This is a genomic window from Streptomyces sp. NPDC058373 (assembly GCF_042723275.1).
GTDB lineage: Bacteria > Actinomycetota > Actinomycetes > Streptomycetales > Streptomycetaceae > Streptomyces.
Map to the genome: position 1 here is coordinate 127,269 of NZ_JBHXJE010000002.1, position 18,061 is coordinate 145,329.

20 protein-coding genes and 2 pseudogenes are annotated in these 18,061 nt (G+C 73.1%); 8 read left to right on the top strand and 14 right to left on the bottom strand.

The annotated features are described in order from the left end of the window. Positions 1 to 173: 173 nt before the first annotated feature. Together ACFWMZ_RS01970 and ACFWMZ_RS01975 are read right to left on the bottom strand one after the other, a co-directional pair. A pseudogene (locus ACFWMZ_RS01970) lies at positions 174 to 799 on the bottom strand (flavin reductase family protein). Between the two features lie 84 nt (positions 800 to 883). After that, complete coding sequence (locus ACFWMZ_RS01975) at positions 884 to 1,246, bottom strand: TlpA family protein disulfide reductase (RefSeq protein ID WP_383170848.1); 363 nt, start codon at positions 1,244 to 1,246, stop codon at positions 884 to 886. A 452-nt stretch (positions 1,247 to 1,698) separates the two neighbouring features. On the opposite strand from ACFWMZ_RS01975, the gene ACFWMZ_RS01980 reads away from it, so the two are divergent. Beyond that, positions 1,699 to 2,430: a lysophospholipid acyltransferase family protein gene (locus tag ACFWMZ_RS01980; protein WP_383170845.1), complete on the top strand. Its 732-nt coding sequence runs from the start codon at positions 1,699 to 1,701 to the stop codon at positions 2,428 to 2,430. 76 nt (positions 2,431 to 2,506) lie between these two features. On the opposite strand, the gene ACFWMZ_RS01985 is transcribed toward ACFWMZ_RS01980, so the two are convergent. From ACFWMZ_RS01985 to ACFWMZ_RS02000, 4 genes are all read right to left on the bottom strand, one after another. Further along, the gene (locus ACFWMZ_RS01985; protein WP_383199134.1) at positions 2,507 to 2,752 is read right to left on the bottom strand and encodes a hypothetical protein; all 246 of its coding nucleotides are present in this window, start codon (positions 2,750 to 2,752) and stop codon (positions 2,507 to 2,509) included. Positions 2,753 to 2,901: 149 nt separating this feature from the next. After that, positions 2,902 to 3,972: a threonine aldolase family protein gene (locus ACFWMZ_RS01990; protein WP_383171129.1), complete on the bottom strand. Its 1,071-nt coding sequence runs from the start codon at positions 3,970 to 3,972 to the stop codon at positions 2,902 to 2,904. After that, entirely contained in the window at positions 3,969 to 4,736 is a 768-nt protein-coding gene (locus tag ACFWMZ_RS01995; RefSeq protein ID WP_383199136.1) for an SDR family NAD(P)-dependent oxidoreductase, read from the bottom strand. The genes ACFWMZ_RS01990 and ACFWMZ_RS01995 overlap by 4 nt, the downstream gene beginning before the upstream one ends. A gap of 5 nt (positions 4,737 to 4,741) precedes the next feature. Further along, positions 4,742 to 6,190 (bottom strand): DUF6421 family protein, encoded by a 1,449-nt coding sequence (locus ACFWMZ_RS02000; RefSeq protein ID WP_383199138.1) that lies wholly within the window; start codon positions 6,188 to 6,190, stop codon positions 4,742 to 4,744. A 384-nt stretch (positions 6,191 to 6,574) separates the two neighbouring features. On the opposite strand from ACFWMZ_RS02000, the gene ACFWMZ_RS02005 reads away from it, so the two are divergent. Further along, positions 6,575 to 6,697: a hypothetical protein gene (locus tag ACFWMZ_RS02005; protein WP_383199139.1), complete on the top strand. Its 123-nt coding sequence runs from the start codon at positions 6,575 to 6,577 to the stop codon at positions 6,695 to 6,697. A gap of 141 nt (positions 6,698 to 6,838) precedes the next feature. Then, complete coding sequence (locus ACFWMZ_RS02010; protein WP_383170832.1) at positions 6,839 to 7,522, top strand: glycerophosphodiester phosphodiesterase; 684 nt, start codon at positions 6,839 to 6,841, stop codon at positions 7,520 to 7,522. Between the two features lie 22 nt (positions 7,523 to 7,544). Here the strand turns inward: ACFWMZ_RS02010 and ACFWMZ_RS02015 are convergent, their stop codons facing one another. Next, positions 7,545 to 8,096 carry a GNAT family N-acetyltransferase gene (locus ACFWMZ_RS02015; protein WP_383170830.1) on the bottom strand — a complete coding sequence of 184 codons (552 nt, stop codon included), beginning with the start codon at positions 8,094 to 8,096 and terminating at the stop codon, positions 7,545 to 7,547. Positions 8,097 to 8,239: 143 nt separating this feature from the next. Between ACFWMZ_RS02015 and ACFWMZ_RS02020 the strand changes: the two genes are divergently transcribed. Next, complete coding sequence (locus tag ACFWMZ_RS02020) at positions 8,240 to 8,632, top strand: VOC family protein (protein ID WP_383199141.1); 393 nt, start codon at positions 8,240 to 8,242, stop codon at positions 8,630 to 8,632. A 25-nt stretch (positions 8,633 to 8,657) separates the two neighbouring features. Here ACFWMZ_RS02020 and ACFWMZ_RS02025 read toward each other — a convergent pair whose 3' ends face one another. Next, positions 8,658 to 9,194 (bottom strand): MarR family winged helix-turn-helix transcriptional regulator, encoded by a 537-nt coding sequence (locus tag ACFWMZ_RS02025; RefSeq protein WP_383170824.1) that lies wholly within the window; start codon positions 9,192 to 9,194, stop codon positions 8,658 to 8,660. Next, positions 9,191 to 10,885 (bottom strand): FUSC family protein, encoded by a 1,695-nt coding sequence (locus ACFWMZ_RS02030; protein WP_383170821.1) that lies wholly within the window; start codon positions 10,883 to 10,885, stop codon positions 9,191 to 9,193. The genes ACFWMZ_RS02025 and ACFWMZ_RS02030 overlap by 4 nt, the downstream gene beginning before the upstream one ends. A gap of 297 nt (positions 10,886 to 11,182) precedes the next feature. Between ACFWMZ_RS02030 and ACFWMZ_RS02035 the strand changes: the two genes are divergently transcribed. The 3 genes from ACFWMZ_RS02035 to ACFWMZ_RS02045 all read left to right on the top strand — a co-directional run bounded on the left by ACFWMZ_RS02035 (position 11,183) and on the right by ACFWMZ_RS02045 (position 13,749). Then, complete coding sequence (locus tag ACFWMZ_RS02035; RefSeq protein ID WP_383170818.1) at positions 11,183 to 11,746, top strand: DUF5134 domain-containing protein; 564 nt, start codon at positions 11,183 to 11,185, stop codon at positions 11,744 to 11,746. A gap of 127 nt (positions 11,747 to 11,873) precedes the next feature. Next, entirely contained in the window at positions 11,874 to 12,809 is a 936-nt protein-coding gene (locus ACFWMZ_RS02040; RefSeq protein ID WP_383170815.1) for a M56 family metallopeptidase, read from the top strand. A gap of 151 nt (positions 12,810 to 12,960) precedes the next feature. Then, positions 12,961 to 13,749: a phosphatase PAP2 family protein gene (locus ACFWMZ_RS02045; protein WP_383199243.1), complete on the top strand. Its 789-nt coding sequence runs from the start codon at positions 12,961 to 12,963 to the stop codon at positions 13,747 to 13,749. Positions 13,750 to 13,874: 125 nt separating this feature from the next. Here the strand turns inward: ACFWMZ_RS02045 and ACFWMZ_RS02050 are convergent, their stop codons facing one another. From ACFWMZ_RS02050 to ACFWMZ_RS02070, 5 genes and pseudogenes are all read right to left on the bottom strand, one after another. Next, positions 13,875 to 14,384 (bottom strand): GNAT family N-acetyltransferase, encoded by a 510-nt coding sequence (locus tag ACFWMZ_RS02050; protein ID WP_383170813.1) that lies wholly within the window; start codon positions 14,382 to 14,384, stop codon positions 13,875 to 13,877. A 196-nt stretch (positions 14,385 to 14,580) separates the two neighbouring features. Continuing rightward, on the bottom strand, positions 14,581 to 14,826 hold the full coding sequence (locus ACFWMZ_RS02055) for a DUF2630 family protein (RefSeq protein WP_383170810.1): 246 nt from the start codon (positions 14,824 to 14,826) through the stop codon (positions 14,581 to 14,583). Between the two features lie 242 nt (positions 14,827 to 15,068). Further along, positions 15,069 to 15,248: pseudogene (locus tag ACFWMZ_RS02060) on the bottom strand (TipAS antibiotic-recognition domain-containing protein); the annotation flags it as partial. Beyond that, positions 15,167 to 15,442, bottom strand: coding sequence for a hypothetical protein (locus tag ACFWMZ_RS02065; protein WP_383199143.1), 276 nt, complete (start codon positions 15,440 to 15,442; stop codon positions 15,167 to 15,169). The pseudogene ACFWMZ_RS02060 and the gene ACFWMZ_RS02065, both read right to left, overlap by 82 nt. 230 nt (positions 15,443 to 15,672) lie before the next feature. After that, a complete protein-coding gene (locus ACFWMZ_RS02070; RefSeq protein WP_383199245.1) occupies positions 15,673 to 17,115 on the bottom strand; it encodes an LVIVD repeat-containing protein in 1,443 nt (480 codons plus the stop codon). Positions 17,116 to 17,357: 242 nt separating this feature from the next. Here ACFWMZ_RS02070 and ACFWMZ_RS02075 point away from each other — a divergent pair, with 242 nt between their 5' ends. Next, on the top strand, positions 17,358 to 18,026 hold the full coding sequence (locus ACFWMZ_RS02075) for a DUF305 domain-containing protein (protein WP_383199145.1): 669 nt from the start codon (positions 17,358 to 17,360) through the stop codon (positions 18,024 to 18,026). Positions 18,027 to 18,061: the final 35 nt, after the last annotated feature.

The window sequence follows — 18,061 nt, forward strand, 5'->3', positions numbered from 1 at the left end:
TTGGCTGCGTACTGGAACGCAGCATAGGCGCCTGAAGAGGCGTATCCCGATGGGGGCGGACCGCGCTCCGACCGAAATATTACTCGCCAGTACACCCAGCTCCTGCCCGGTAAGCAAGCGCTTTGCACTGTGATCTGGCCTACCCATGCCTAGGTCGGCCAACCCGGAACGATTCAGTCCCGCAGGGCGTTGTAGCGCCCGTCGTGATGGACCAGCGGACGGCCCGGGCCGGCCGGGTCGCCGGCCACCACTTCGGCCACCACGACCCGATGGTCCCCCGCCGGGACACGCGCCACCACACGGCACACCAGCCACACGGGTACGGAATCCAGCAGGGGCACCCCTTCGGCCCCTCCCGCCACCGGGTCGGCGGCGCGAACCGGTCGGCTCCACTCCGGGCGAACGTGTCGGCCAGCTCCCGCTGGTGCTCGCCGAGCAGATGGACGCCGACGTGCTCCGCCTCGGCGATCACCGCCCAGCTGCTGGAGGCCGCGCCGACGCCGAAGGAGACCAGCGGCGGCTCGGCCGAGACGGAGGTCAGCGAGGTGGCGGTGAATCCGGCGAGGCGGCTGCCCCGCGCGGTGACCACCGCGACGCCGGCCGGGTGGCGCCGGAAGGCGGCGCGCAGGAGGTCGGGGGAGCCGGCGAGCGGCCCACCGGGCTCGGGGTGCGGCGGCGCGGCGCCGCCCGTCCCGCCGTGCGCGCTTCCCCGGACCGGTGCGGAAGGCGCCTGCCCCGGTCGGGGCTCCTGCCCGGTGGGCGAGGGCATGCGGGGGACGGTGCGGCGTTCGGCGGACATGGCGTCACCCTGACGAGAGGTGAGGTGGCACGTCAAGCGCGGCCGGATCTCCCGAGGGCGGACAGAGCGGTGTCCAGCCGCGGGTCACAGGGCCCGTGCGAGCCCCGCCAGCACGTCGGCCTTGCGCGGCTGGCCGGCGGCGCGGAGGGCGACGTGGCCCCCCGCGTCGAGGATCAGCACGGTCGGGGTGCGTTCGACGCCTGCCGCGCGGACCAGGTCGAGGCGGGCCTCGGCGTCGATCTCCACGTGGTTGACGCCCGGGACGAGGCCCGCGACCTCGTCGAGGACGCGCCGGGTCGCGCGGCAGGGCTGGCAGAAGGCGGTCGAGAACTGCACCAGGGTCGCCCGCTCCCCCAGTTCCGCCCCCAGCGACCCTGCGTCCAGCCGGGTCAGCGGCGTGGGTGCGGCGCCCTCGCTACCGGTACCGCCCTCCGGCCTGTCGGTCATGGCCGCCCCACCCGTCGGACTGGTCCGGCGTGTCCCACTCGTCGTACTCATCGCTTCCATCCTGCCCACCGGGTCCGCCGTCCGCGAAACCCGCCCCGCCCTGACGTGCCCGCGCCCAAGTTCCGCACGGCGCGCCCGGCATCCTCATCGGCCACCGCGCGCTCGCCACTTCGGCCGCTTCGGCCACCGCTTCGCCTCGCCTTTTCCCCACGGGGTGCCTCCTCGCCCAGAACCGGCGGCGGGCCCTTCCGATTCCCCTCCCGAAGCACACCGATTTTCCCGCCCCGGGGACGGAAGAACCAGGTCAGACGTGACGAAGCTCTCTCGGCGTACCGGAACCGGGACTGGTCTCCGGCCCGTTCTTGGGGCACGATCTGCGCAACGCCGAAAACCTACGGCTCCGTAACTTCCGCCGGGAGAGCCCTCCCCGGGCACAGAAGGGTCCCCCTTACATGGCAGAACTCGTCTATCGACCGGTCATCGGTGCCGCGCAAACGATGTTCAAGGCACTTGACCTGAAGATCGAGTGCCGGGGCTCCGAGCACATCCCGCGCGTCGGTGGAGCGGTGCTGGTGAGCAACCACATCAGCTACATGGACTTCATCTTCAACGGCCTGGCCGCGCTGCCGCAGAAGCGGCTGGTGCGCTTCATGGCCAAGGACTCGGTCTTCCGCCACAAGATCTCGGGTCCGCTGATGCGCGGCATGAAGCACATCCCGGTCGACCGCAAGCAGGGCGAGGCGGCCTACGCGCACGCGCTGAACTCGCTGCGTTCCGGCGAGATCATCGGCGTCTTCCCCGAGGCGACCATCTCCCAGTCGTTCACGCTGAAGTCCTTCAAGTCGGGCGCGGCCCGGCTCGCCCAGGAGGCGGGCGTGCCGCTGGTCCCGATGGCGCTGTGGGGCACCCAGCGGATATGGACCAAGGGCCACCCGCGCAACTTCCGGCGGAGCCACATCCCGGTCACCATCCGCGTGGGCGAGCCGCTGGAGGCGCCCGCCGACCAGTACGCCGGGGCGATCACCCGCCGACTGCGGGAGCGGATGCAAGAGTTGCTGGAGGCGGCGCAGCGCGCGTACCCGGTACGCCCCAAGGGGCCGGAGGACACCTGGTGGATGCCGGCCCACCTGGGCGGCACCGCGCCGACACCGGAAGCGGTACGCGAGTCGGAGCAGAAGGACTGACCTCGGCGTCGGCCTTCCTGGCGGACGGGCGCTTCCCCTGCGAGGGGGAGGCGCCCGTTCGCCGTTCCGGCCCGGATCAGCGGGCGTCCGCCAGGTCGGCCGTAAGCAGTCGGCCGAGCTCCTCCCGGTCGCGCGCCGCACGCAGAACGGCGAGCACCTGGGGGTGGGCGGTGGCGTGGACGCCGGGGAGGGCGGCCTCGCCGAGCGCGGGGCGTACCGGCCGCACCAGGTGTTCGGCGGTGAGCGAGAAGCGGGCGGCGCGGCCCGGCTCGCCGCCGCGTGGGTCCTGCCGGTGCCGGCCGGCGCCGCCGGGGAGGGCCACCGCGATCAGGCCGTGGACGACCGTCCGCGGCCGGCCGTCACTCCGGTGCAGCCGCTGGTGGCAGAGGCCGGACGGGACGGCGGCGGCGCGCAGAAGGGCTCAGAGGACGTGGGCCTTGGCGTGGCAGATCCCGATGGCGAGGGTGGGGCTCAGCGCCCCATCTCCTCCCGCAGGGCGGCGACGAAGGCGTCGACGTCTTCCTCGCGGGTGTCGAAGGAGCACATCCAGCGGACCTCGCCGGCCTGCTCGTCCCAGAAGTAGAACCGGAAGCGCTTCTGCAGGCGCTCGCTGACCTCGTGCGGGAGCCGGGCGAAGACGGCGTTGGCCTGCACGGGGTGGAGGATCTCCACACCGTCGACGGTCTCCACGGCCTCGGCGAGGCGGCGCGCCATGGCGTTGGCGTGGCGCGCGGTGCGCAGCCACAGATCCTTGGCGAGCATCGCCTCCAGCTGCACGGAGACGAACCGCATCTTCGAGGCGAGCTGCATGGACAGCTTCCTCAGGTGCTTCATGTGGCGGGCGGCGTCCGGGTCGAGGACGATCACCGCCTCACCGAAGAGCATGCCGTTCTTGGTGCCGCCGTACGACAGGACGTCGACGCCGACCGCGTTGGTGAAGGCCCGCATGGGGACGTCGAGGGAGGCAGCGGCGTTGGCTATCCGGGCGCCGTCGAGGTGGACCTTCATCCCGCGCTCGTGGGCGTGGTCGCAGATCGCGCGGATCTCCTCGGGCGTGTAGACGGTGCCCAGCTCGGTGTTCTGCGTGATCGAGACGACCTGCGGCATGGCGCGGTGCTCGTCGTCCCAGCCGTACGCCTCACGGTCGATCAGCTCGGGGGTGAGCTTGCCGTGCGGGGTGGGCACGGTGAGCAGCTTCAGCCCGCCGACCCGCTCGGGCGCTCCGCACTCGTCGACGTTGATGTGGGCGCTGTCGGCGCAGATCACCGCGCCCCAGCGGTCGGTCAGCGCCTGGAGGGCGACGACGTTGGCCCCGGTGCCGTTGAAGACGGGGAAGGCCTGGGCCGAGCCGCCGAAGTGGCTGCGGACGATCTGCTGGAGGTGCTCGGTGTAGTCGTCCTCCCCGTACGCCACCTGGTGCCCGCCGTTGGCCAGGGCGAGGGCCGCCATGACCTCGGGGTGGGCTCCGGCGTAGTTGTCGCTGGCGAACCCGCGGGTCTGCGGATCGTGGCGGCGCCGCGCGTCGGTGCGGGGCGGGTTCACGGCTTCTCGGTCAGCCACAGACGGTTTCCGTTCACTTCCCTGGTCGGGCGTCCCCACGTCTCGGTGATGGCCTGGGCCAGCTCGGTGACGTCGGTGAAGCCCGCGAACTTCGCGTTGGGCCGCTCGGCGCGCATCGCGTCGTTGACCAACGCCTTGACCACCAGGATCGCAGCCGCCGCGCGCGGGCCGTCGTCGCCCCCGGCCTTGCGGAAGGCGTCGCCGAGGGCGAGCGTCCACGCCTCGGCGGCGGCCTTGGCGGCGGCGTAGGCGGCGTTGCCCGCGGTGGGCTTGCTGGCTCCGGCGGCGCTGACGAGCAGGTAGCGGCCGTTGTCGCTGCGCTCCAGGGCGGGGCGGAAGGCCAGCGAGGTGCACTGGACGGTGCGGATGAGGAGCTTCTCCAGCAGATCCCAGTCCTGGAGTGCGGCGCCGGTGAGGTCGGCGCCGCCTCGCCAGCCACCGACGAGGTGGACCAGCCCGTCGACCCGGCCGAAGTCCTTCTGGACGCGGTCGGCCCAGTCCTGGGTGGCGTGCAGGTCGAGGAGGTCGATGGTCTCGCCGATGACGGTGGCGCCGCCGTGGGCGTAGCGGGCCGCGTCGACGGCCTCGGCGAGGCGCTCGACGTCGGCGTCGGCGCCGATCACCGTGGCGCCGGCCTCGGCGAGGCGCAGCAGGGTGGCGCGGCCCGCCGGTCCGGCCGCTCCGGCGACCGCGACGACGGCTCCTTCGAGGGACTGGGGGGTCGCGCTGTGCTGTGTGTCGTTCATGGCCGTCACCTTCCCGCCGGGGCGGGGGCGTCCGCACCGGCCTCACTGGCCGACCCGGCCGGTGCCGGGTCCTCGGCAGTGATCCCCTTCGTGGCGGCGATCACACCTTTGAGCTTCTTCTTGAGGGCCTCGTAGAACATGCTCAGGGGGAATTCGTCCGGCAGCACGTCGTCGACGAGCTTGCGCGGCGGGAGGCTGAGGTCGAGGGCGTCGGGGCCCTTCGCCCAGCGGGAGCCGGGGTGCGGCGCGAGGTAGGTGGAGACGAGGTCGTAGGCGGCGAACCAGTGGACGAGCTTGGGGCGGTCGATGCCGTCGCGGTAGAGCTTCTCGATCTCGCCGCAGAGCTGGTTGGTGACCTGCGGGGCGCGCTCCCAGTCGATGCTGAGCCGGTTGTCGGTCCAGCGGACGACATCGTGGCGGTGGAGGTAGGCGAAGAGGAGCTGGCCGCCGAGTCCGTCGTAGTTCCGGTTGCGCTCACCGGTGACCGGGAAGCGGAACATCCGGTCGAAGAGCACGGCGTACTGCACGTCGCGGCCCTGGGGGAAGCCGTCGGCCTCCAGCTTCGCGGCCTCCTTGAAGGCGGTGAGGTCGCAGCGGAGCTCCTCCAGGCCGTACATCCAGAACGGCTGGCGCTGCTTGATCATGAACGGGTCGAAGGGCAGGTCGCCGTGGCTGTGGGTCCGGTCGTGGACCATGTCCCACAGGACGAACGCCTGCTGGCTGCGGTCCTGGTCGGCGACGAGGGCGCGGATGTCGTCGGGGAGTTTCAGCCCCAGGATGTCGATGGCGGCCTCGGTGACCTTGCGGAAGCGGGCGGCCTCGCGGTCGCAGAAGATGCCGCCCCAGGTGAAGCGCTCGGGGGCCTCGCGGACGGCGACGGTCTCCGGGAAGAGCACGGCCGAGTTGGTGTCGTAGCCGGAGGTGAAGTCCTCGAAGGTGATGCCGCAGAACAGCGGGTTGTCGTAGCGGGTGCGTTCGAGGTCGGCGAGCCAGTCGGGCCAGACCATGCGCAGGACGACCGCCTCGAAGTTGCGGTCGGGGTTGCCGTTCTGCGTGTACATCGGGAAGACGACGAGGTGCTGCAGGCCGTCGGTGCGGCCGGCGGCGGGCTGGAAGGCGAGCAGCGCGTCGAGGAAGTCGGGGACGCCGAAGCCGTCGTCGGCCCAGCGGCGGAGGTCCGCGACGAGGGCACGGTGGTAGGCGGCGTCGTGCGGGAGGAGCGGGGCGAGGGACTCGACACCGGCGACCACGCGCTCGACCAGAGCGCGTACCGCCTCCGGGGCGGGGGCCTGGTCGGCGGTGAGGTCGACGGAGCCGTCGGCCTGCTGGAGGCTCCGCAGTTCCTCGACGGCCTCCTTGAGCAGCGGCCAGGCGGGGTCGTCCACGACGCGGGGAGCCCGGTCGACGGACGTCCGCCCCTCCCCCACGGCATCCTGCACAAGAATTCCCGTCATACCTCGTACCTCCCAGGAAGAACTTCACGTACAGCTCACCGTAAGCAGGCACCTCACGCCAGCACAAGCGATCTCAAAAGAAACTGCGGTCACACGCCCCGATCGCCGTAGTTTTTCCTGCCGCTGTGGGGTCGCTGGAAGATACGGACCTCCTTCTCCGCACTGAGCGGTCCTGCGCCGGCCGCACCGGCCGCACGGCCGCGGCGCCCGCGGGCCGCGCCCGCCGGGCGGTAGCTCCAGCGTGGCCCCGGTAGGCCCACGGCGCACGTCAAGCCGTCGGCACCAGGCGCCCACGTTTCCAGGAGGCGGCACCCTCGGGGTCCGGTGGAGCGGTAGGACGGGCCCGAGGTGCCGCCGCGCCGGCGGCCGGCAGAGGGGAGAGCGATGACGCTGCGGAGGGTGCTGCTCGCGGCGGTGCTGACCGGACTGCTGCTCGGGGTCGCGGGGCAGCGGCTCGCGGGCACGGCGCCCGGCACGTCGGGCACGGCCGCAGAGTCCGTGCAATGACCGGGCGTACGCGCCCGGCCGTACGGCGCCACCAGGCCCTTTCCGCGGTCGGCGGCCGGTCAGGAACTAGGCTGCGAGTCGACGCGGCGCGGGGCGTGTGGACGCCCGGCGCGGCACAGCCGTCGACGAAACGAGCGGATCTTGAACTTCCTCACCATCGGCCACCGGGGCGCCATGGGCCACGAGCCGGAGAACACCCTGCGGTCCTTCGTCCGGGCCGAGCGGGCGGGCGTCGACCTGATCGAACTCGACCTGCACCTGAGCAAGGACGGCGCCCTGGTCGTCATGCACGACGCGGAGGTGGACCGCACCACCGACGGCCGCGGCCCCATCGCCGAGAAGACCCTCGCCGAGCTGCGGGAGCTGGACGCGGGCAAGGGCGAGCGCGTTCCGGTCTTCGAGGAGGTGCTGGAGGCCGTCGACGCCCCGATCCAGGCGGAGATCAAGGACGTGGCGGCGGCCCGCGCGCTCGCCGAGGTCCTCGGGGAGCGACGGCTCACCGACCGGGTGGAGGTCATCTCCTTCCACGACGAGGCCCTCGCCGAGACCTCCCGGCTGCTGCCCGGTGTCCGCACCGCCCTGGTGGCCAGCCGCTACGGCCCCGACGTGGTGGACCGGGCCCTCGCCGTCGGCGCCACCGCCCTCGTCCTCAACCTGCGCCGCCTGACACTGGAGATCGCCCAGCGGGCCCACAAGGCCGACCTGCGGTTCTTCACCTGGACGGTCAACACCGAGGAGCAGCTGCGGCTCGCCCTCGCCTTCGGGGCGGACGGCGTGACGACCGACCTCCCGGAGATCGGGGAGGCCGCGGCCCGGCTGCGCTGACCGGGCCGGACCGGCCGCGGGGTCAGCCGATCGGCTTGACCAGCAGTTCGAAGGCGAGGTCGTCGCGCAGCGGCAGGCCGAAGCGCTCGTCGCCGTACGGGAACGGCGTGGTCTCGCCGGTACGCCGGTAGCCGCGCCGCTCGTACCAGGCGATGAGTTCCTCGCGGGCGGAGATCACCGTCATGTGCATGGCGCCCGCGCCCCAGCTCTCGGCCGCCACCCGCTCGGCCTCGGCGATGACCCGCCTGCCCACTCCCCCGCCCTGGAGGCCGGGGCGGACCGCGAACATGCCGAAGTAGGCGTGGTCGCCGCGGTGGGCGAGCTGGCAGCAGGCGATCAGTTCGCCGTCCCGCTCGGCCATCAGCAGACGGCTGCCCTCGGTCCGGATCACGTCGAGGACGTCCTGCGCGTCGGTCCGCTGCCCCTCGAGCAGGTCCGCCTCGGTGGTCCACCCGCCCCGGCTGGACTCCCCGCGGTACGCCGATTCCACCAGCGCCACCAACTGCTCCACGTCGGCCTCGGTGGCGTCGCGGTAGAGCAGCTCCCCGGCCGCGGGGGCGGGCACGGTGTCCATGGAACGGCCTTTCGTCAGCGGATGAGGGGCGCACGCCGCAGGCGGGCACGGCCGAGAGTAACGCGCCCCGAAGGCCGCCCGGCGGGCGGTCCGGGACGTGGAACGACCGGCCGCATCCGGTAGAGACGGCCTAGACTCGCCGCATGGTGCATGTGCTGAGCAGTCGGACCCTGTTGCGCCCCGCCGACCCGGAGCGGTCGCGGAGCTTCTACGGCGAGACGCTCGGGCTCGCCGTCCACCGCGAGTTCGGCACCGGGCCAGAGCGGGGCACGGTGTACTTCCTCGGCAACGGCTTCCTGGAGGTCTCCGGACGCGCCGAGGAACCCCTCTCCCCGGGTCTGCGCCTCTGGCTCCAGGTCGCCGATGTGGCCGCCGCCCACCAGGAGCTGGCGGAGCGTGGCGTGGAGATCCTGCGGGAGCCCCGCCAGGAGCCCTGGGGACTGGTCGAGATGTGGATCGCGGACCCGGACGGCACCCGGATCGTACTGGTGGAGATCCCCGCCGAGCACCCGCTGCGGTACCGGCCCGGGATCTGAATCCTTCCCGGCGCGTTCCGCGCGGTCAGCCCTTCAGCCCGCCGAGCCGTCCTTCGAGCTGGAGGAGGAGACCGGAGAGCAGGCCGGTGAGCTCCTCGTGGCCGTCCTCGTCCAGGCCGGCGAGGACGGCCTTCTCGTAGGCGAGCTGCTCCGGGAGGATCCCGTCGACGAGGTCGCGTCCGGTGTCGGTGAGGCGGACCCGGGCGACCCGCCGGTCGCGGGTGTCGGCGCGGCGGTCGACCAGGCCGCGTTCCTGGAGCTGCTTGATCCGCTTGGTCACGGCGGCGCCGGAGGAGAAGGTCTCACGGGCCAGTTCGCCCGGGGTCAGCTCGTCGCCGGTGCGGCGCAGCGCACCCAGCAGGTCGAACTCGGCCCGGCTCAGCCCCGCCCGGCGCAGCGGCGCGTCCTCGGCCTGCTGGAGGAGGGCGGCGCAGCGGTTGACCCGGCCGATGATCTCCATGGGGCCGGTGTCCAGGCCCGGGTGTACGGACTGCCACTGCCGGATCACCCCGGCGACCGTGTCGCCGTCCCGCCGACCCTGCGCTGCCGTGCCGGTGTTCATGTGCTCGCACCCTTCGGGACGGGGAGCCCCTGTCGTCGTACTGTCGCCGCGAGCGTACGGTGCGCGGCCTGTTCGGCGAGGAGGACCTCCTGCTGGGGCAGGGCGCGCTGCCACCATTCGCCGGAGGCGGCGTCGACCGCGTTCCGCAGCTCGACCAGGGCGCCCGCGAGGCGGCGTCGGCCGTTCTCCAGGGTGGCCGGGTCGGTGTCGTGGGCGGCCAGCCGGGCGTCGGCGTCGGCCTGGGCCCGGGCGGTCGCGGCGAGGGCGTGGCCGATGTGGCTGGTGGCCCGGCGGTTGGTGACGAGGACGGCGGCGAGGATGCCGACGGCGGCGCCGACCAGGGTGTCGACGATCCGGTCGACGGCGAGTTCCCCGGTGTTCTGGAAGTGTCCGAACTCGGTGATGAGCAGCGCCATCGGGGTGACGCAGACGGTGCCGAGCCAGTAGTTGCGGCCGATGAACGCCTCGGCGCCGAAGCTGAAGGCCAGGCAGCACAGGACGAGAGCGGCCTGGTTGAGGTGGCTCAGCGGGGCGATGGCGACGAAGAGGGCGACGCCGACGAGGTTGCCGAAGGTCCGCTGGACGCCCCGGGACCAGGTGAGCGTGATGTTGACCTGGAAGATCGAGGCCGCGGTGACGATCGCCCAGTACGGCCGGCCGACGCCGAGGGCGTAGGAGAGGTATCCGGCGAGCGCGCAGCCGACGGCGGTGCGCAGCACGATCGGCAGCAGCGGTGAGCCGGGGTTGAAGCTCTGGAGCAGGCGCCGGGAGGTGGAGCCCCGGTCGGCGCGTTCGACGGCGATCCCCGCGAGTTCGTCGGCGGTCCCGGCCACGTCGGCCGGGCGGGGCACCGGGCCCGCGCCGGTGGTGCGGGCCGCCCAGTCGCGGAGGAGGGCGGGGTCGCTCTCGGCCGGGCTGACGAGGGCGGCCTCGGCGTGGACGAGGAGGTGCTCCAGGTCGCGCCGTACGGGGGTGCGAGTCCCGGTGGCGAGGAGCGACTGCCAGGCCGCGTGGACGGCGCCGGCTGCCTGGCCTCGCGGTCCGGGGGCGCTCTCCGGCCCCTCTTCCCGCGCCTTCGCCACGTAGCCGGCGGTGGCGTGGAGCGCGCGGCTCACCGCTATCCGCTCGGGACCGTGCCGACGGACCAGCGCCGGGGCCATGCAGACGGCCCAGGCGAGCACGGCGGCACCGGCGGCGAGCGCGACCCGGCCGGGCACCTGGCCGAGGGTGGAGGACGCGAAGAGCGTGGCCGAGGAGATGAAGGTGAGGATCAGCGGGCCGGGCGGCCCGATCCGCACCGCGTCGCAGACCCCCTTCTGCGCGGCGGCCATCAGCGCGCCGACGGCGATCAGCACGTACGGCGAGTCGACGAGGGCGGCGGTGACCAGCGCGAGCGCCAGCCCCGCGACCATGCCGACGCAGACCCCGGCGAGGGTCCGGGCGCGGGCGGCGTAGGGCAGGTTGTGGCAGAAGAGCGCGCAGAGCGAGCCCGCCATGGTGAACATCGCGAGGTCGATCCGGCCGAGCAGGAGCAGCGTGATGTTGGGCAGTCCCGCCGCCACGACCACGCTGTACGCCCGCTTGTACCAGATGTCGGCGGGCGACCCCAGGGCCAGGAGCCCGGCGAGGGGGAGGCGGTGCACGCGTCGGGCGGGAAGGGTCGGGGGGGTGGCGGGGGGTGCGCTGCTCATACGAAAACCTTAACAGGTATTTCACCCGCGAAAGATTTCTCCGTACACCTACCCCTCGGAGGCCCCCGCTACGGCTCTGCCTCCCTTCCGGCGCCGGGGGTCGCGCGGACGTCACGGATTCGCCGGGACGGCCACGCCGGGCCCGGCATGCGGGACGGGCACGCCCGGCTCACGGGGCCGACCCGTGCGCCCCCCTTCGCACATCCGTGCGCCCGGGTGGGGAGACCGGGACGCGGGCATGACCCACGCGACACCGCCCGACGGGGGCGGCGGGCGCGATCGGGGGAGGTCTTCACCGTGCACGGACCCGTCTCAGCGGCGTGGCTGCTGGTGGCGCTCTGCCTGGCGAGCGGCGCTTACTGCCTGCTGCGCATGCGCGCGCCGGGCCCGGGCGGGCAAGGAGCGGCGGGCGAGGCGCTGATGGGGTTCGGGATGGCGCTGATGGCGGTCCCGGCCGCGTTCGTCACCCTCCCTCCCGCGGCCTGGTCGGCGGGCGCGGCCGCCTTCACCGCCACGGGCGTCCACGCGGCCCTGACGGCCCGGCGCAGCCCCCACCATCTGCACCACCTCGTCGGCTCGGCGGCGATGGTCTACATGTCGCTGGTGATGGCCGTCGCCCCGACGGCCCACCACGCCCACGCCGGCCCGGGCGGCCTGCCCGCCCTCACGGGGCTGCTCCTCGTCTACTTCGCCGGGTACGCCCTGATCGCCGGGGTGCGCCTCATACCGGCCCCCGCCACGTCGCCCGGAGGCCCCGGGCCGGCCACCGGCCGGCCGTGGTGGGGAGACCGTGCCGAGCTGGCTCTCGTCTGCCGCCTCACGATGGCAATAGCGATGGTGGCGATGCTGCTCGCCATGTGAGGCGCCGGACCGCTCGCCGAGGAGCGGGACGGCACATCCCGCACGGCTCCGCACACCAAACGTGTCATGCGTCACTTGGCGCGACGAGGCGGGGTGACGGGGCGGAACCCGCTTCTATGCTGTGGCCATGATGCTCCCCGTCGCGTTGCTGCTGCTGGGCGCCCTGACCGCCGTCCTCGCCCCGCGGCTCATCGCGCGGGCGAAGTGGCGCGAGAGGGAGCCCGTCGTCGCGCTCTGGGTGTGGCAGTGCGTCGTCGCCGGTGTACTGCTCTGCTGCATCCTCGCGATGGCGCTGACCGGCGCCGCCGCCTGGCACCTGGTCCGTGGGCACGTCTTCGCGCCTGCTCCGCACGCCGTGGTCGAGGCCTACGCGCTGGGTGCCTACGGGCCCTGGGCGCCCGCGACCGCCGTCGCCCTGGCGCTGGGCGGGGTGTGGACGGTGGCCATGCTGATCCGCGAGATCGCCCGGGCGCGCTCGCGTCGGCGGCAGCGCCGGGCCGAGCTGCTCGTCCGCTCGCCCCTGCTGCCGGGCGAGGAGCGCGACCAGGAGCGGCTGGTGGTGCTGGAAGGGGACCGGCCCGACGCCTGGTGGCTGCCCGGGCCCTCGCCCCAGCTCGTCATCACCACGGCGGCGCTGCGGCGGCTCAAGGGCCGCCAGCTCGACGCCATCGCCGCCCACGAGCAGGGGCACGCCAAGGCACGCCACGACTGGCTGCGGCACATCTCGGCCGCCCTGGCGCACGGGTTCCCGCAGGTGCCGTTCTTCGCGGCGTTCCGCGACGAGATGCACCGGCTGGTCGAGCTGGCCGCCGACGACATGGCCTCCCGCCGGTTCGGCCGCCTCACCACGGCCCTCGCCCTGGTGGAACTGAACGAGGACCGAGGCGTGTTCGGCCCGAGCCCGGCTCCCGAGGCGCACCTCCCCCAGCGGGTGCACCGGCTGCTGGCACCGCAGGCCCGACTCGCGCCGATCCACCGGCTGCGGCTGACCGCCGCGGCGGCGGTGGTGCCGGTGGTGCCGCTGGTGGTCACCTTCGGACCCGGCGTCCTCGCACTGGGCTGAGCCCGCCCCTGCCTCCCTCCACCTGCCGTTCGGCTCCGCCTGCCGCCTGCAGACACCCGGCGCGCGCGGGCCCAGGCGTGCGCCTGAACCGTCCCCGGGACGCGTGTGGCGGGCATGTCCCCCGACGGCCGGGTAGGTGAGCATCGTGACCATGATTCCCCGCTCCCCGCTCCGTGACCGCCCGCCCGGTACTTGGCCGCGCCCCAGTGCCCCGGCGTGGGCGGCCGCGACTCTGACCGGGCTCTCCGTCGTGCTCCTGACGCTGGTGGCCGCCGGCTGGGCTCCGCTGACGGGCTGGGACGCCTCGGTGGCGGCGCGGGCCCACGAGACGGCCCTCGCCCGGCCCGGGGCGACGCACGCGAACCGGATCCTCACCGACTGGGTGTGGGACCCGTGGACGATGCGGGCCGTCGCGGCGGGCGTCGTGCTGTGGCTCTGGGGGCGCGGGACCGTGCGGCTGGCGATGACGGTCGGCGGCGCCTGCCTGGCGGCCGCCCTGGCACAGCAGCTCCTGAAGGCCGCCGTCGGCAGGGACCGGCCGGTGTGGCCCGACCCGGTCGACTCGGCCCATTTCGCCGCGTTCCCCTCGGGGCACGCCATGACCGCCACGGTGACGTGCGGTCTGGTGGTCTGGCTGCTCCACGTGTTCAGGGTGAGGCGTCCCGTCCTGGTGGCCGCCTGGGCGGTGGCGGTGGTGTCCGTCGCCGGGGTCGGTGCCACGCGCGTGTGGCTGGGTGTGCACTGGCCGACCGACGTGGTGGGCGGCTGGCTGCTGGGCGGGCTCACGGTCGCCCTGGCCGCCCTGACGTACGACCGCGCGGGACGGTCGGCACGACGGGACCGCCCGGCGGGGGCAGCCGACCAGGTGGGCGGGGTGGGCGTGCAGCAGCGCGGCCGCCTCGCCGAGTGGGAGCCCGGCGAGCCGCGCGCCGGGTCGTAGCCACGGGACAGCCGTTCCCGCCGAACTGTCGCCTCGGCAGGCCCCTTCCGGAGCCGCTCTCCCGCCGTGCCCCCGGTGGGGTGCGTCCTGTTGGGGCCAACGCCGCTCCCCACCGAGGTCCGCCGTCAGATGCCGAACGGCGCCGGGTAGGCGATCACGCCGGACGGGACCGGGCGTGCCGGGTCGAGGGTGAGGGCCATCATCGCCTCGTCCGGTACGTCGAAGGGGGCGCGGATGCCCCGGCGCGACGCCGGGGTGAAGCCGAACTTCGGGTAGTACTCCGGGTGTCCGAGCACGAGGACCAGATTCTCACCCCGGGCCGTCGCCGCGGCGAGCCCGGCGCGGACGGCGGCTCCGCCCGCGCCCTGCCGCTGGAAGGCGGGGAGGACGGCGACGGGGGCGAGAGCGAGAGCCGGGGCGCCGTCCACGTGGCAGCGGGTGAGCAGGGCGTATCCGGCGAGCGTGCCCTCGGCCGTCTCGGCCACGACGGAGAGGCCGTCGATCCATGCCTCCGGGTCGGCGCGCAGGGCGTCGACGAGGTCGGCCTCCTCGGTGGTGGGGAAGGCGGCGGCGTTGACCTCCCGCACGGCGGCGGCGTCCGCGAGGGTCTCGGGGCGTGTGGTCCAGGTGGGCATGGTCGGTCCGTTCACTGTGCTGGGGGTCGGCTGCTGCGGCGCGGGCGGCGCGCGGGACGTCGTACGCGTCGCACCCGTCGCTCGCCGGGAGCGGCGGGGTGCTCTTCGTGGACCACCTGCCCGTCGAGGAGCGCCCCGAAGGGCTGCTCCCGGTCCTCGCGCTGGTGGGTGCCGGGCCGACCGGACGAACGGCCGGTCAGGACTCGTAGTCCTCGACCTCTCGGGTGGGGCGGGCCGTGGCCTCGTCGGGGTTCTCCCCGAACTCGGCCTTGGCCCGGCGCCGGCGGAGCAGGTCCCAGCACTGGTCGAGTTGGCGCTCCAGGGCGGCGAGCCGGGCCTGCTCGCCCGCGGCGTCGGTCTCCCCGGCGGCCAGCGACTCCCGCAGGCGCTTCTCGTCCTCGACCATGCCGGTGATGTGGCGCAGGATCTCCTGTTGGTCCATCTCGGCTGCCTCCTCGACCCCCTCGCCCACTGTAGGAAGGGCACCTGGGTCCGGCGATCGGAGCGCGTCCGGCCGGGCGGCGCTCCGTACGGGCCGCGGCGCCCCGGCCCTGTCCGGCGGAGGTCGCCTGCCGGGGCGCCGGTCGTCCCCGCCAACCGCCCGGGCTGCATCCGGGTCCGCGCGTACGCCTGCAGGGCGTCGCGGACGAAGGCGGCCCCCGCGGCGTCGCCGTACAGGCCGGTGAAGCGGGGATCGTCGACGTACATGTCCCCCATGCCTTCCACCATCGCGAGCGACCGCTCCCGGTCCCCCTCGGCCGTGGGGGTGCCCGGTATCCGGCTCAGCCACCGGACGTGCCGGGCGGCCAGTGCCTGAGCCTCCTCCGAAGCCGGGGGATCCCGGCCTGCGCCGCGGCGACCCATGCGGCGACGAGGTCTTCGGTCTCCTGCTTCCAGGCCCGCTGCTGGTCGAGGGTCTTGCCGTGCCACCAGTCGTTGCTCACGAGGCAGCGCTCCTCGTCCCGGTCGACGGGGAACCCGGACGCTTCGAGGTGCAGGGCCACCAGGTCGACCTCGCCGGGGAGGTGGCGGTACATGCCCCTGGTCGGCGCCAGCATGGAAGCCAGCAGCGCCCCGCGGTCCGCGGGCGGGGGCCAGCAGAATCCGCCGCGTGGCGGAGTACGTGTCAAGAACAGTGATCGACATGACCCCGACGCTAGAAGTTGACGCGGCGGCAGGGTCAAACCCTGTACGGGAAGCCCGGGAGCGCCCTCGTCCCCCGGCGCGGGCGTGAACCGCGCCGGGGGACGAGGACCGGTCAGGTGGTGCGTACCGGCCGGCGGCCGGACTAGTCGAAGTAGTCGGGCTGCGTCTGGACGTTGAGCTCGTCGAGCCGGACCTTCTTGGCCGGATCGGTGCGCCGGTCGTCCAGCTTGAGGACGTCGAAGCCCTTCGCCATGTCGTTGGAGTAGATGTAGCCGTTGTAGTAGTACGCCGACCAGGAGCCGCCGCCGATGAGGGTGTCCGCGCTCAGCGGGCCGCGCTCGAAGAAGGCGATCTCACGGGGCTTGGTGGACTCGGTGAAGTCCCAGACGGAGAGGCCGCCCTGATACCAGGCCTGGACCATGATGTCGCGGCCCTTGACCGGGATGATCGAGCCGTTGTGGGCGACGCAGTTCTCGGTGTCGGCCTGGTGGCGGTCGATCTTGAAGTAGCTGCGGAAGACGAGCTTGGGCTTCTTGTCCTTGCCCTTGCGGACCAGGTCGTAGATGCCGTCGGCGCCCCGCTTCGGGCCTATCTCCTCGTTGCAGGTGGCCGCGCCGCCGCCGCCGAGCTCGTCGGTGAAGACGACCTTGTCGGCCTTCTGGTTGAAGGTCGCGGAGTGCCAGAACGCGAAGTTCTCGTTGTCCTGCACCCGGTCGATGACCTTGGGCTTCTCCGGGTTCTTGATGTCGAGGAGGATGCCGTCGCCCATGCAGGCTCCGGCGGCCAGGTCCTTGTGCGGCAGCGCGGTGATGTCGTGGCAGCCGGTGGTCTTGGAGACACCCGGGTTGGCCGGCGCACCCGGGTTGCCGCCGCCGTCCGGGCCCTCACCGGGGAACAGCACGGGGAAGTCGACGACGGCGGCCTTCTGCGGTGCCTTGCGCGGCACCTTGATGATGGAGATGCCGTCGTGCGGGGGCTGGCAGTCGGGGAACGCGGCGCTCGGCGAGTACGAGGAGACGTACACGTAGACGTTCTTGCGGTCCGGGACCAGCGTGTGGGTGTGCGAACCGCAGGCGGTCTCGACGGCGGCGACGTAGCGCGGCTTGCGCTTGTCGCTGATGTCGAAGACCTTCATGCCCTCCCAGGACGACTTCTCGGTGGCCGGCTGGGACGTGCTCGCACAGGAGTCGTCGCTGCGCGAGGAGTCCGTGGAGAGGAAGAGCAGGTCACCGGAGACGGAGATGTCGTTCTGCGAGCCGGGGCAGAGGACCTGGGAGACGGTCTTGGGCTTCTTCGGGTTGCTGATGTCGAAGACGCGGAAGCCGTCGTAGTTCCCCGCGAAGGCGTACTTGCCCTGGAAGGCCAGATCCGAGTTGGTGCCTGTAAGGGCGTCCTTCGGGATGTTGGCGAGGTGCTTGATGTTGTCGGAGTGGACGATCTCGTCAGGTGCGGGGATGTCGCCGGCGGCGATGGCCGCCTCGGTGTCGGCGGCGTCGCTCTTGCTGACACGCTCCGAGACCTCGGGGGTGTCGCCGGGCCCCGGAACGGCCATGGCGGGCCCCGCGGTGAGCAGGGACGCGAGCATGCCGACCGCGGCGGCAGCCACGGTGAGGCGTCTGCGCCTCGCCCGGGGGGTGTTGAACAGGATCACTGCGTCCTCCCTAGTCGCCGTTCGCAGTCGAACGGTTCACGGACACCCGCAGTATCGCTTTCATCATGCACAGATCAACAGGTGGCAACATACTTGTCATCGAACTTTCCGGCCATGCACACATGACGCCGTGTTAGGACAGTCCCCATCTCTTCCTCGCACCTCAGGAGGCCGTTGTGCCGATACGCCGCCCCGCCGCCGCGCACCGCCGCTCCGTCCCGCTCGCCCTCGCGGCCGCCGCCGCGGCGGCTCTGCTGACCGGATGTACGGGCTCCCCGGGCCCCGCGCCGGAGGCCAAGGAGGCGCCGGGACCCTCGGTGATCGCGCCGGGCCGTCCCGGCGAGGAGGCGGAGACCCTGTCGGCCGATGAGGCGGAGCGCCGCAAGCCGGACGACAGCCCGAACTCGGCCGACTTCGCATACATCCAGATGATGGTCGAGCACCACGGGCAGGCCCTGGTGATGACCCGCCTGGCGCCGGAGCGGGCCCGCAGCGAGCGCGTCAAGGCGCTCGCCGAGCGGATCGACGCCGGCCAGAAGCCGGAGATCGGCGCCATGAAAGCGTGGCTGAAGAACAACGGCGGCCCCCGCGGCGACGGCAAGGGCCACGACCACGGCACGATGGCCGGAATGGCGACGCCGAAGCAGCTCGCGGAGTTGAAGAAGGCGGACGGCGAGGAGTTCGACCGGCTCTTCCTGAAGCTGATGACCGCCCACCACGAGGGGGCCGTCTCGATGGCCACCGACCTGCTGGGTTCCGGGAACAACGTCCTGGTCGAGGAGATGGCCAACGACGTGATCTCGACCCAGACCACCGAGATCAACCGCATGCGGGACATGTCCTGAACGGGTCCGTTCCCGAGGACCGCCCTCCTGCGGAC